Annotated in this window: 9 protein-coding genes; 5 read left to right on the top strand and 4 right to left on the bottom strand. The window is 52.2% G+C overall.

What is annotated here, in order from left to right; all coding sequences use genetic code 11:
- Positions 1-46: 46 nt before the first annotated feature.
- Positions 47-1354 carry a PQQ-binding-like beta-propeller repeat protein gene (locus tag CA13_RS22405; RefSeq protein ID WP_146400457.1) on the bottom strand — a complete coding sequence of 436 codons (1308 nt, stop codon included), beginning with the start codon at positions 1352-1354 and terminating at the stop codon, positions 47-49.
- Positions 1355-1597: 243 nt separating this feature from the next.
- Here CA13_RS22405 and CA13_RS22400 point away from each other — a divergent pair, with 243 nt between their 5' ends.
- From CA13_RS22400 to CA13_RS22385, 4 genes are all read left to right on the top strand, one after another.
- The gene (locus tag CA13_RS22400) at positions 1598-3793 is read left to right on the top strand and encodes a beta-N-acetylhexosaminidase family protein (RefSeq protein WP_146400455.1); all 2196 of its coding nucleotides are present in this window, start codon (positions 1598-1600) and stop codon (positions 3791-3793) included.
- Between the two features lie 115 nt (positions 3794-3908).
- Positions 3909-4316, top strand: coding sequence for a GntR family transcriptional regulator (locus tag CA13_RS22395; RefSeq protein WP_146400453.1), 408 nt, complete (start codon positions 3909-3911; stop codon positions 4314-4316).
- Positions 4317-4341: 25 nt separating this feature from the next.
- Positions 4342-5256: an ABC transporter ATP-binding protein gene (locus CA13_RS22390; protein WP_146400451.1), complete on the top strand. Its 915-nt coding sequence runs from the start codon at positions 4342-4344 to the stop codon at positions 5254-5256.
- Positions 5253-7619 carry an ABC-2 transporter permease gene (locus CA13_RS22385; protein ID WP_146400449.1) on the top strand — a complete coding sequence of 789 codons (2367 nt, stop codon included), beginning with the start codon at positions 5253-5255 and terminating at the stop codon, positions 7617-7619. The genes CA13_RS22390 and CA13_RS22385 overlap by 4 nt, the downstream gene beginning before the upstream one ends.
- Positions 7620-7653: 34 nt before the next feature.
- Here CA13_RS22385 and CA13_RS22380 read toward each other — a convergent pair whose 3' ends face one another.
- The 3 genes from CA13_RS22380 to ftsY all read right to left on the bottom strand — a co-directional run bounded on the left by CA13_RS22380 (position 7654) and on the right by ftsY (position 10592).
- Positions 7654-8733: a hypothetical protein gene (locus tag CA13_RS22380; RefSeq protein WP_146400447.1), complete on the bottom strand. Its 1080-nt coding sequence runs from the start codon at positions 8731-8733 to the stop codon at positions 7654-7656.
- A gap of 269 nt (positions 8734-9002) precedes the next feature.
- Positions 9003-9584, bottom strand: a complete 582-nt coding sequence (locus CA13_RS22375; protein WP_146400445.1) for a MiaE family protein — start codon at positions 9582-9584, stop codon at positions 9003-9005.
- 6 nt (positions 9585-9590) lie between these two features.
- The gene (gene ftsY / locus CA13_RS22370; protein WP_146400443.1) at positions 9591-10592 is read right to left on the bottom strand and encodes a signal recognition particle-docking protein FtsY; all 1002 of its coding nucleotides are present in this window, start codon (positions 10590-10592) and stop codon (positions 9591-9593) included.
- A gap of 609 nt (positions 10593-11201) precedes the next feature.
- Here ftsY and CA13_RS22365 point away from each other — a divergent pair.
- A complete protein-coding gene (locus CA13_RS22365; RefSeq protein ID WP_146400441.1) occupies positions 11202-12485 on the top strand; it encodes a porin in 1284 nt (427 codons plus the stop codon).
- Positions 12486-12518: the final 33 nt, after the last annotated feature.

The following is a 12518-nucleotide window of genomic DNA, read 5'->3' as shown; positions in this document are numbered from 1 at the left end:
GAACCAGCGGTGCAATGCTCGAACCAGCGGTGCAATGCTGAAAAAGCTACTCAGCCTTAAGCTCGTAGCACATCAATTTATCTTGTTCACGAAGATAGAGCATTCCGCCAGCGATGACGGGGTGTGCCCAACTTTGCGCTTCTTGGAATGCAGGTTCAAAAGTGCTTAGGACTTCGAATTCTTGCGGATTCACTTTCGTTAAGATAATCGTCCCATCTTCACGACGATAAAGAATGTGTCCGTCAGCGTGAATTAGACTCGTTTCCCCTTTACCTTCCGCACGCTTGGGCCCCCAAGCAATCTCTCCAGTCGCCATTTCCACACAAATCGGCATGCCGTTTCCATTGCCGTGTCCGCAATAGAGATAACCGTCGACCAAAGTAATTCCGCCGTGCTTGTTTTGAAGCTTTCGCCCCTTTAACCAATAAACTTCGGTTACCTGGACACCATCATCACCCTCCGGGGTTAGTTTTAGTAGCGCCGAGCCAGTGTTGTAGCCCGTGCTGGTGAAAACGTAGTCGCCATCGATGATCGCCGTCGGAACATTCGCCGTCGTGTTGCCAACGCGGTTGTATTGCCAAAGGAGCTTGCCGTCGGACGCCCGAATACCGAGCAGCCCGCGGCCGACCAATTGGATGTATTGCTTGACGCCACCACCGTTGGAAATCACAGGCGACGAATAGCCTGCACCCTCGTTTAGTGTTTCATCGTCATTTGAAGGCGTAGGATCGGACATCTTGCATGCCCATACTTCTTCGCCCGTTGACTTGTCGAGTGCGACCACCATGCCTTCGGGGCCACCAGGCGTGCAGATGACTTTGTCCCCATCAACCAAGGGCGATTCGCTAAATCCCCAACCGCTCATCATCTTTCCGTTCCAGTCTTTGAAATCGCGACGCCAAACGACCGCGCCATCTGTGGCTGAAAAGCATGCTACCTTTCCATCGCTACTGACCATGTACAACCGGTCGCCATCAATGGTCGGCGTCGTTCGGCTACCTTCAAAGCCATGTTTGGGCTTCTGGTCCGTGATCGCTTGCTTCCAAATCACTTTCCCCGTCAAGGCGTCAATCGCCACAGTGGATTGGCTGTTGTCAAAATCACCGGTCGTATAGATGCGATCACCCTCAACCGACACATTGGCGTAGCCTCTACCGAGCCCTTCAGCCATCCATTTTAGTGGCGGACCATCATCACCCCATGTTTCGAAAAGACCGGTTTCGCTCGAGTGATTCGCTCGGTCAACTCCGCGCCACTGCAGCCAATCGTCGCTGAGAGCGATCTTGCCAATCAGAGTACTCGATACCAGGACAATCAAGAGCTGAAGGATATTAGGGAAGGGTATGCGTATCATCAGAAGCGTTCCGTTTTCTTTTTTCTTTCCAGGAGGCAAATGATCGCGAACCAAGACACTAGAAAAGGTTCGATCATTCGAATTTGGTAGGACAACCGCGGAGCGGTAACACCGGCGTGAGTTTAGATTGTATGCTGGTTACGCCCGATAACGCTAGCTGCGATCGACATGAAAAGATCGACGTAAAATGCAGCATTGCCCCCCCTCACAGCGATCCCGCCCAAATACTACGGATTCACTCCAATGAAACCCGAGCGATTGTCAACAATTTTCAACTTGTTCTTTTTTGCCGTGGCATTCCAGGCGATATTCTTGGTCAGACCTCTTGCAGCGGTGGAAATTGAGATCTCGCACCCAAGTAGTCAAACTGACTTTGCCGCCGATGCGGTGCGAAACGCGTTTGCCAGTGATTCGCCCAACCAAGAGAGTATCCAAGGCAATTGGCGAATTCGGTTTGTTCTCGATTCGAATGAGCACGCGATCGAACCTGAAGGTTTTCGCATTCAAACGACCACGATCGAGGAAGCGAAACAAGTCGAGATCAGGGCCATTGATGCCGCCGGTCTGCTTTACGGGGGACTGGAAATCGCAGAGGTGGCTCGCACGCGTGGCCCCGAGAAAATTGTCGACGGGATTCATAATCCATATATGGCAATGCGAGGCACCAAGTTCAACATCCCACTTGATGTCCGCAGCCCTAGCTACACCGATGTTTGCGACGCCGCTCAGAACAACATCCCCGAAATGTGGAATTTCGAGTTCTGGAAAGAGTACATCGATACGCTCGCTCATTATCGCTACAACTTTGTCTCGCTTTGGAATCTTCATCCATTCCCATCCATGGTAAAAGTTCCCGAGTACCCAGATGTTGCACTCGATGAAGTATGGCGATCGAAGGGTCCGTGGGACGAACACTATTCACTAAGCGGTCGTGGCTTTGTCACGGAAAAGATTCTCGCGGACGTCGAAGTCATCAACACAATGACGATCAACGAGAAAATCGACTTTTGGAAACGAGTCATGGCGTATGGGAAATCTCGCAACGTCAAATTTTTTGTTGTCACATGGAACATTTTCACTTACGGCGCGGACGACCATTATGGCATCAACGATGACCCCAAAAACGAAACCACCAAAGACTACTTTCGACAAAGCGTTAAGCAGATGTTTTTGACTTATCCCGACTTGGCTGGCGTCGGGCTAACGACAGGCGAGAATATGAATGGCATGGATTTCCAAGCCAAAGAGGATTGGGCAATGGCCACTTACGGCCAAGGTGTCCTTGATGCTGCCAAGGTTGATCCGAATCGAAAAATCACCTTCATCCATCGGCAACACATGGCCAAAGCGAATGATATTTCGCGAACCTTCAAACCGCTAACCGATCAACCGAATGTCGACTTCATCTTTAGTTTCAAGTACGCCAAGGCACATGTCTACAGCGCCACGAAGCAGTATTCTCACCATGCTTTTGTCAAAGACCTCGGCGACCTGGAAACGATTTGGACTCTTCGTAACGATGACATTTACTATTTCCGTTGGGGAGCCCCCAATTTTGTTCGTGAGTTCATTAAAAACATCCCCTACGATGTGTCGCGTGGATATTACTACGGCAGCGACCAATGGATTTGGGGACGCGAGTTCCTTCAACGCGATGCGGACGAACCTCGCCAGTTGGAGATCGACAAGCATTGGATGCAGTGGATGCTTTGGGGACGACTCGGTTTTGACCCGGATCTAGAACGTGAACACCTCGTCGGGCTGGTCGCCGATCGGTTTGGACTAGACCTATTGAATGCGTCCGGTTTACTCGATGCATGGCAGAATGCCTCGATGATCTATCCAACGACGACCGGATTCCACTGGGGTTCGCTTGATTTCCAGTGGTACATCGAAGCGTGCCAGAGCACCGCAAGTTACGCACAGAACAAAACCGGTTTTCATGATGTCAATCGTTTCATCAGCCTTCCGCCACATCCCAACAGCGGTAATCAATCGATTCCGGACTTTGTTGCCGGAAAAGATATTTCGGATCAAACGCGGACGCCGATGCAAGTCGCCGACCAGCTTGACAAGTACGTCCGCGATGCCCAAAAGAGCCTGAGGGACATCCCCGACAGTGGCGAAAACCGCGAACGGGCTCGCACTTTGGTAGACATTCAAATCATCTGCCATCTCGGTTTGTACTACGCGGATAAAATTCGTGGGGCAACGGAAGTGGCTCTATTTCGCAAATCGAAAGCCCCCGACGCTCAGCAGAAAGCGATTGCCCATTTGACGGACGCTGCCGAGCACTTCAAGGCTTACGCTGATCTAGCCGCTGAGCATCATCACAAACCGCTGTGGACCAATCGGGTTGGGTATGTCGATTGGGAAAAGACCTACCAATACGTGCTCGATGACATCCGCATTGCTGGCCAACCGCCACTCGAAAAGTAGCCCCTTCGGCAAGACGCTCGATCGCAGATCACTGAAAAGACCACTTGCCTTGCAACCCGAACCCGTGTACCATGACACCAGTACACGACCCGAGTCGGGAAGAGTGAGGTGATGAATGTTCTTTTCCATCGAACCTGGCGGCGACGTCCCGATCTACGAACAAATCGTTCGTCAGGTCAAATTGGCGGTCGCGGATGGTGTTTTGGTCGGCGGCCAAATGGTGCCGAGTGTCCGGCAATTAGCAAGCGAATTAGCGATCAATCCCAATACGATCGCCCGTGCCTATCAACAACTGCAAACCGATCTTGTTCTCGAGCCGCTCCGCGGCCGCGGCATGATTGTCCGCCGCGATTCGGTCTCGCGGTGCACCAAGGCGCGTAACTCGCTTGTTGGCGACGCCGTTCGGCGGGTACTCGTCGATGCTTTATCGGGCGGAATGACCCCCGAGGATCTCCGCGAACTGTTTGAAGCGGAACTCAGGCGGCAAGCCGAATTGGCTGGCCCCAACGGATCAACAAAGTAACTTCTCTTGAATCAGGACAACGGCCATGCAACCGGTGATTTCTCTTGATCGCGTTTACAAACGCTTTGGTCACACCATCGCACTCGAAGATGTGTCGATCGATATCCCACCAGGAGTCGTTTTTGCCCTGCTGGGTGAAAATGGTGCGGGCAAAACGACGATGATTCGCATCTTAACCGGTTTTTTAAATCCTGATTCAGGAAACGCGACGGTGTTGGGAAAGCCGTGTGAAAAGGCAGGGTTAGACATCCGCCAATCCATCGGTTACGTCTCCGATGCACCGGCACTTTATGAATGGATGCTTCCCGAAGAGATCGGCTGGTTCACCTCCGCGTTCTACCAGGAAGGTTTCTTGGACCGCTACCATCAACTGATTGCAGACTTTGACGTACCCAACGGTGTGCGATTGAAGAATCTAAGTAAAGGTCAACGTGCCAAGGTCGCGTTAGCATTGGCGACGGCACATGACCCCCAATTGTTGATTTTAGATGAACCGACTAGCGGACTTGATCCAATGGTCCGTCGACAATTTTTGGAATCGATGGTCGACCGGGCGGCGTTAGGACGAACGGTTTTGCTTAGCAGTCACCAGATCAGTGAAGTCGAACGAGTCGCTGATTGGATTGGGATCATTCATCATGGCCATCTGAAAATGGTCCAACCTCTTGAAAAGCTCAAGTCATCAACTTGGATCGTCACGGCGACGATGGACGACAGTTGTGCAGTCGCAGTGTTGCCACCGGGAAAGGTATTGACCGAATCGCGGAACGGTCGCCAGATGCGCTGGGTGGTTCAAAATTTGCCCGTGAATTGGAAAAGCGGCTACGGCAGCGATAGCGGCGTGACGAACCTTTCCGCCTCGCAAGCGTCGCTGGAGGATATCTTTGTGGCGGTGTGTGATGATCGCGCGCACCGCCCCGTCGCGGAGGTGACCACATGATGAATACAAGCGCAGCGATGACTCGTTTGATTTGGAAAGACGCGATCACGATCAAACCGCTTGTGATCGCAGTGGTAGCGGGAATCGTTGCCTTTCATTTGATCGCCGTGATTGGCGGTTACCTTGCTGGAACCCAAACTTGGACGATTGGTCCGTTCCTGAGCCTTTGGATTTTGATGCCAAACCTGTTAGCGATCGGTGCTCCGGCGATGTTGGTTGGCACCGAGGAAGACGCTGGAACGCTGCGGTGGCTTCGTACACTGCCGGTGAAGTGGCAACATGTAGTCGGTTCGAAGTTGATCGTCGCGTTCTTATCCTTACTTGGCGTCTGGGCGATTGCGTCCTTGGTCGTGTTTATCGTCAGTATCGCGATTCCACATCAATACGACGCGATGGCATCGGACTTATTTTCGTATGCCGGTGTCGCTTCGCTGCTGTTTTACAGCCTGCTGTTACTGTTGACGGGGTTTGTAACCGCCTACCTGATTCGATCTCCGATCGGAGCGTTGCTATTGCTGATGCCGCTGATGATCGCGCAGTCGATCTTTTCGGGAATTTTCGCAAAGAGCTGGTTCCTGGATCCGTTCCATCGTGCCTATCCGGTCGAACCTTTCGGCGGATTCCCAATGTTGGCGCTGTGCCTTTTGGGTATTGGCTATCTAATCATTCTATGGATGCTGCAACGTTGGTTGGGCAAACGACGCATGATCAATGCCGAGCGTTCCTATTTGCTCGGACTGTCGGATGACCTTGGACGTCCCTATCGACCGCCTGCAAGATTAATTCACGTGAAGGGAAAGCCAACTCCTTATCGAGCTTTGATGTGGCAACAATCGCGGCAAATCGCACCACTTGCGTCCGCCTTGGTTCTGCTTGCGATTGTTTCGTTGCTGTGGCTAAAGCTCGTTCCGATGCCGAGTTACGGCCAACGAAATTTGTTTCAACATTTTCAAGAGCTGGCGTTTCCGATTCTGTTTCTATGCGTGATTTGGCTAGGCGTCTTAGTATTTTACGGGGACAGCGTTCGTCGAAGGTGCAGCTATTTTGCTGACCGTGGCATTAGTCCGACGATGATTTGGTGGACAAGACTGCTTGTCCCAGGTTTGGCATGCCTTGCCATCGCTGCGTTAACCCTCGCTCCGTCGGCGGGCAAGCATCTCGATACATGGCCTGTGAATCTGTCATTCGCAGGAATGCTAGTCGTTGTTTTTGCAGTCAGCCAGTTTGCGAGTCAAATCACGGCTCGCCCAATCTTAAGTTTTCTAGTAGCGCCCATCATTGTCATTTTTTATACGATGCTCGCAGTAGCAACGTTTGCGTTTTACCCGACTTACATTCCGGTGATTGCGATCGCGGTTGTGGTCCTCCTGTTTGCAACATGGCGATTAACGCCCAGGTGGCTTTCGGAACGACCTGAAAAACCGTTTTACATTCGAGCGTTCGGGTACGGTGCGGCAGCAGCTCTGGTTCCGATCTTGACGATCTATGTAGCGAGAGTTTCAACGACACCATCGTTCCGCGAGGATTGGCGAACGGCAATGTTTGCCAAGAGCGATGCGTGGCAGGCTGCATTGCCGCAGAAAATCCAAGACCGCCAGAACGTGGAAATTAGTCCGAACGCATACGGCCGATCGTCGGGCTACTATCTTTTGGTGCCTGAACTCACTGACATCATCCCAAAGCTGAAAAATGAGTTAGCTGACAAAAATGGGATTGGAAACAATGTCGGGTTCTCTCAACTCAAAGCACTATTCACGTCCGATCACGATCTTCTAGCCAATGAACGACTTCGGGACGAGAACCTGACCGAAGCGAAACGTTTGGCACTTCAAGTCTTGGCAAAATGGTCGCATGTGGTTCGCGAGGAAGTTGCCGAGGTACGTGGTGACCTGTACCTTCTGACAGCGATTGCCGATCCTGCTGAAGCATTGTTAATCAATAACATGGATGCGTCGCTCGGCACTCCCGAGCAGATGGCCGAAATCGCAGCCATGATTCCTGACGCTGAACTACGTAAACGATCGCGTGAAGTAGCGTTGGTCCAAGCGTGGCGAAACTATCAGGATCAATCCTGGTATCAAGAAGGTTATGGATACCAGAAGAATTTTTCGAATCAGTCGGTCTCTCATATGATTGCGTGGCTGCCATTCGAACGCAGGCGAGCCGATCGATTCTTGGACGAAGCGGTTAAGATGACACACGATAGAATTGCCACAGGACTGCCGCAGCAAGACTCACTCGAATATCTGGAATGGCAAAAGCTGTGGTCGCAAGTCGGTGTACAACCGACGAGCACTGCGCGTTCGCAATTCGCCAACTGGACCCGCGATCATCAGACCGCTATCGCGAGAATCCGTAAATAGACCGACAGGTCGGCCAATCGGCCCTGCGGAGTCTTTACTCGTTCACAACTCTTTTCATGGCCGGTTTAGCAGCAACGTAGCGGTTGGTATCGTCAGAGCTTTCATTGAGATTGACAAATGTTTGGCGGGCGTCGCAATAGTCGAGTGCGGCCACTCGCGTGGCAACAGGCAGTGCCAAGATTTGCTTGTCCACATGCGGGCTTGTTCCTTCGAGCAGTAAACGCTCGAGCCAACGGTCAGACAATTCTTGTTTGTTCGAATCGAAAAGGCTCGTGACATTTCGCATCAAGCCAGTAATCGGGTTGGGGCTACGTTGATTCGCCATCGCCGCTTTGCGAAGGGCCTCTTCGGATGCGGCGAGCGACTTGGCTGCGTGCATTGCATCATTGTCCCCCTCGCCATAAACCGCGACGACAAAGTTGGCTTTTCCAAGTGTGACCACTTCGCTGTCCCAACCGCCGAACGATTTCTTTTCGCTTTGCGCGATGACCGATACGTCAACCAGACCGCCTCGCCAATTTGCAGGGACGCTCAGTGTGAGTTGGAAGGTCTTTTCACCTTCGAGGACTTGTTGTTCGGTCCATTTCAATTTGAAGTAAACACCGCGACCGCGGTTGATCGTCCCCGACGCAGTCACGGCTTGCACCGGTGCGATTCGATCATATTGCAGCGATTCGAACTTTTTGCTGCCCCGATCCGCTCCCACGTTGCCATGAGCCAAGTTGCCGTAGGCACCGTCGATGGAGAGGCCAACGGATTTGCTGCTTTCATCGGTCGTCTTGATTTGAATCGGACCGGCGATTCCGCTCGCGACCTCGGTTCGCGGAGCGTAGTCGGCGATTTGAACTTCGCTACTGCGAGGTTGGCAGCGAACAATCCACTGGTCGATCTTTTTCGGCTCCGGTGCAACGATCATGGACGAAAGACGAAGTTCGATATCGACTAATCCTCCTGAGCCGCTGCGTGCACAGGGAACCGCTGCGGTGACAATTGGCAAGTCAAAGTAAATCTCAGGTGCATCCGAATGATTGGCGGCCTGGGTTGGTTCGGCGTGCGAGAATGCGATCGAACTGAGAATTGTCGCGAGCGTGAAAGCGAGGGGTTTCCGAAACATGGCAATATCCTTTTTCCGATTCAAACATCCAAACCATCGATTTGCCGGATTCGTTCCGGGTGAACAAAACAGCGTTTTGCTCCGTGTTTCCGTCTTGGAAAAAGATCCGGTTGGTGGCCGGACGTTGGAAATTTAGAACAGGGAAAAAGGTGGTCAACAAGGACCACAAAGGCAAAGCAGATCCGAAACGATCATGGCCACAAGCGTGAAACTTGTAGGCCGCAAGCTCCCGTTGGTCGGTCCTGCCTACTTGAGCCGTGAAACAACGCCTAGCTGTGCATACGCACGAGGCTTGATCCTTCGCGGATGATTTCACTTTCCGAGGCGGACAGTTGGTCCAGTCGTTCTCGGACCGTTTCTCTGGGTGCAAAATGCTCCGCAAGCCGAACGTAGGTCGAATGGTGCCTGGCTTCGCTTTCAAACAGACTCTCGTAAAAATCAGCTAGTTCCGCATCACGGTCGCGAATGTGGTCCGCTAGCAGACTGAACCGCTCACAGCTTCTCGCTTCGATCAGCGATGCGACAAGCAACCGATCGATACCGCGGAGAGGTTCGGACGGGCGAACCAGTTGGTTCAATCGGCGGCCGTACGGTCCGACGGCTAATCGACGAAACACGATCCCACGTTGATCGAGCAGGGCAAGGACCATCTCGAAATGTTCGAGTTCCTCTTCGACGATTCGCTTCATTTCGTGACACAGATCTCGATTTTCCGTGTAGGCATTGATCAAATTCATTGCCGTCGATGCAGCTTTACGTTCGCAGTGAGCGTGATCGATGAGCACTTCTTCAAGATTCGCGTCGACCTGTGTGAGCCAACGTTTTTGGGAAGCGGTTTTCAGATGCAGCATGACGAGTTACTCCGTAAAAAGAGCTCGCGCGAACGAATCGGGATCAAACACGGCGATGTCTTCCACCTTTTCACCGAGGCCGACGAACTTGACCGGCAATTGGAATTGTTCACGAATCGGCAGAATCACGCCGCCTTTGGCGGATCCGTCGAGTTTCGCCAGGATGATTCCGGTACAACCTGCGGCTTCGCTAAATCCTTTTGCTTGACTGATCGCATTTTGGCCGGCCGTGGCATCGAGCACGAGCAGCACCTCGTGCGGAGCGCCTTCGATTTTCTTTTCGACTACGCGGCGGATCTTTTCAAGTTGCTGCATCAAATTGGTTTGCGTTTGCAATCGGCCAGCGGTGTCGATGATGACGACATCGGCCCCCAGGTCGATCGCTTTTTCGACCGTTTGGTACGCCACACTTGCCGGATCGACACCTTCATTACCGGTCACGATGTCGCATCCGATTCGGCCAGCCCAGACGGTCAATTGCTCGACCGCAGCAGCGCGGAACGTGTCGGCAGCACCGAGGACGACTTTGTGTCCGGTGTGGTGAAGGTGGTAAGCGAGCTTTCCGATAGAGGTCGTCTTGCCACTGCCGTTGACGCCAACGACGAGAATCACCGTGGGCGGCGAATCGGCAAGACGAAGTTCCGTTGACTCTTGCGAAAGCATCGACTGAGTCTGCTCGGTGATCGTTTCGAGGACTTCATCGAGCTTAACAACACGGCCACGAAGCCGTTTAGCTACATCATCGCGGATCGTCTCGGCCGGTCCCGTCCCCATATCGGTACGGATCAGTTTGGCGAACAAGTCATCGAGCAAAGCATCATCCACCAAACGACCTTCACTTTTGAACAGGTCGCGTATATCGGTGTTGAGCGTGCTACGGGTTTTTTGGAGTCCCGACCTCATTTTGGCAAGAATCCCCATCGCTTGCTCTGGCTTTTGAGCAGCCGCTGCCGAGTCGGATTCACTGGTTTCGGTGGGATCAGTTTTCTTGGAACGCCAAAACGCCATCGGGAAATTCACTTTGTAATTTGCGGGTAGAAAAACAAAAAAGACGTGTCGAGCCGGTGCCACGATGCTCGCTGGCTAACCGTTTTCAATGCCCAATCCTGTCTTTTCGATGCTCGATTCTGGCGCAGCAGGCTCGTTTCGTACAGATACCGTTAAGAACAAGACCACTCGGAGCGTTTTGTCGAGTGATTTAAGACAGAGCGAGCTAGACAAGTCAATTATCCTGCCTGACTGTCATATTTCCACATATCAAAGCAACCGGACCAAGGGGCATTCTTTTGCTAGATGACAAGGGTTGCGTAGTGATTTCCCATGACACCCCAAGAGGAATTTGGCTCCGAAATTCGCGATAACTTGACGCTTGAAGCCAACCGGCACTCCGATATCCACAGGGAAGACTTAGCGTGGTGCTAGGAAGTCGATTGTCTAAATTGACACAACTTTCGAAAGAAATGTGGGTCAGGCGGAAATCTCGACACCGAGCGACCTGGAGAAACGGGAAAGCCCTTTCCTGTAAATCTCGGTAGCGAACGATTCGTTATTGGGTACCACGCGGCAATTGCAAGACAAAACCACCCGCTACGGATTTTGGGGAGTAAGGAACAAAAGATGAAAATTAGCAAACTCGCAATGATCGCTATGGTTGCCTGCGGTATGAGCGGCGCAAACGCATTTGGCGATCAAGCAAACAATATTTCGCTGGTTTCACACTGTGCAGTAGCTGCATGCGATTGTGGCGAGCCAGTTTGTGGATGTGAAGCGGTTGCACCAAGTTGTGACAGCGGATGCTGCGACAGTGGATGTGATTCAGCCGGTTGTGTTGACCTTGGATGCCTCGCTGGCGACTGCTGCCTCGGAGACCCGTGGGAATTGTTCGGATCGACCGACAGCGGCTGGTCCGCTGGTGGTTGGTTGCAAACGGGGTACTCCAGCAAGTCCATCCCATTGTTCAATAATCGAGACAACGAACTCCAGCTTCAACAAGCTTGGTTGTTCGCTGAAAAGGCAATCGACACAAGCTGCGGTTTCGACATCGGTGGGCGTATCGATTACTTATATGGTACCGATGGACCGAACACCCAAGCTTTCGGCATCGACAACAATAGCTGGGACAATAGCTGGGACAACGGCCCTGATAACTTAGGCTATGGCCAAGCGATTCCTCAGTTGTACATGGAAGCCGGCTACGGTGACTTGTCGGTCAAAGTTGGTCACTTCTACACGATCATCGGTTGGGAAGTGGTTCAAGCGACCGGCAACTTCTTCTACAGCCACGCTTACACGATGAACAACAGCGAGCCGTTTACGCACACGGGTGCTTTGGCAACCTACAACGTCAATGACGACGTCACGGCATACGGCGGATACGTCATGGGCTGGGACAGCGGTTTTGAAGACAACGGCGATGCGTTCCTAGGCGGTTTGTCGGTCGGTCTTACGGATGATTTGACCGTCACTTACGCTACCGTCGGTGGTGTGTTCGCAAACAACCAAAACTCCTATGCAAAAGGCTACATGCAGTCGATCGTTGCGGACTTGGCTCTTTCGGACAACTTGCAGTACATCTTCCAAACCGATTATCTGACTGCAGACAATCGTGATGACAGCAAGCAAAGAGAAACCTTCGATATCAATCAATACCTGATCTACACCGTCAACGATTGCTGGGCATTCGGTGGCCGTTTTGAATGGTACAACGAAGAAGGTATCTATTCGGCAGTTGGCAACGACGCAGACATCTACGCTCTAACGCTTGGTGCCAATTACAAGCCTCACGCCAATGTCACCGTGCGTCCTGAAATCCGCTGGGATTGGGATGACGACCAAGTGGTTGGCCTTGAAGATGGCGACAGCCAAACCACCTTCGGAATCGACTCGATCTTCACTTTCTAAGCAAACGGTTTAGAAATTAAAAAAACGAAAACC

It is taken from the genome of Novipirellula herctigrandis (assembly GCA_007859835.1).
Lineage (GTDB): Bacteria > Planctomycetota > Planctomycetia > Pirellulales > Pirellulaceae > Novipirellula_A > Novipirellula_A herctigrandis.
The sequence above is the reverse complement of the archived record's forward strand: the minus strand, read 5'-3'. Positions and strand labels throughout refer to the sequence as shown.

Coding starts and splice junctions, on each gene's coding strand:
- CA13_RS22385 (WP_146400449.1), top strand. CDS start 5,253: ATGATGAATACAAGCGCAGCGATGACTCGTTTGATTTGGAAAGACGCG.
- CA13_RS22375 (WP_146400445.1), bottom strand. CDS start 9,584: ATGCTGCATCTGAAAACCGCTTCCCAAAAACGTTGGCTCACACAGGTC.
- ftsY (WP_146400443.1), bottom strand. CDS start 10,592: ATGGCGTTTTGGCGTTCCAAGAAAACTGATCCCACCGAAACCAGTGAA.
- CA13_RS22390 (WP_146400451.1), top strand. CDS start 4,342: ATGCAACCGGTGATTTCTCTTGATCGCGTTTACAAACGCTTTGGTCAC.
- CA13_RS22405 (WP_146400457.1), bottom strand. CDS start 1,354: ATGATACGCATACCCTTCCCTAATATCCTTCAGCTCTTGATTGTCCTG.
- CA13_RS22365 (WP_146400441.1), top strand. CDS start 11,202: ATGAAAATTAGCAAACTCGCAATGATCGCTATGGTTGCCTGCGGTATG.
- CA13_RS22380 (WP_146400447.1), bottom strand. CDS start 8,733: ATGTTTCGGAAACCCCTCGCTTTCACGCTCGCGACAATTCTCAGTTCG.
- CA13_RS22395 (WP_146400453.1), top strand. CDS start 3,909: ATGTTCTTTTCCATCGAACCTGGCGGCGACGTCCCGATCTACGAACAA.
- CA13_RS22400 (WP_146400455.1), top strand. CDS start 1,598: ATGAAACCCGAGCGATTGTCAACAATTTTCAACTTGTTCTTTTTTGCC.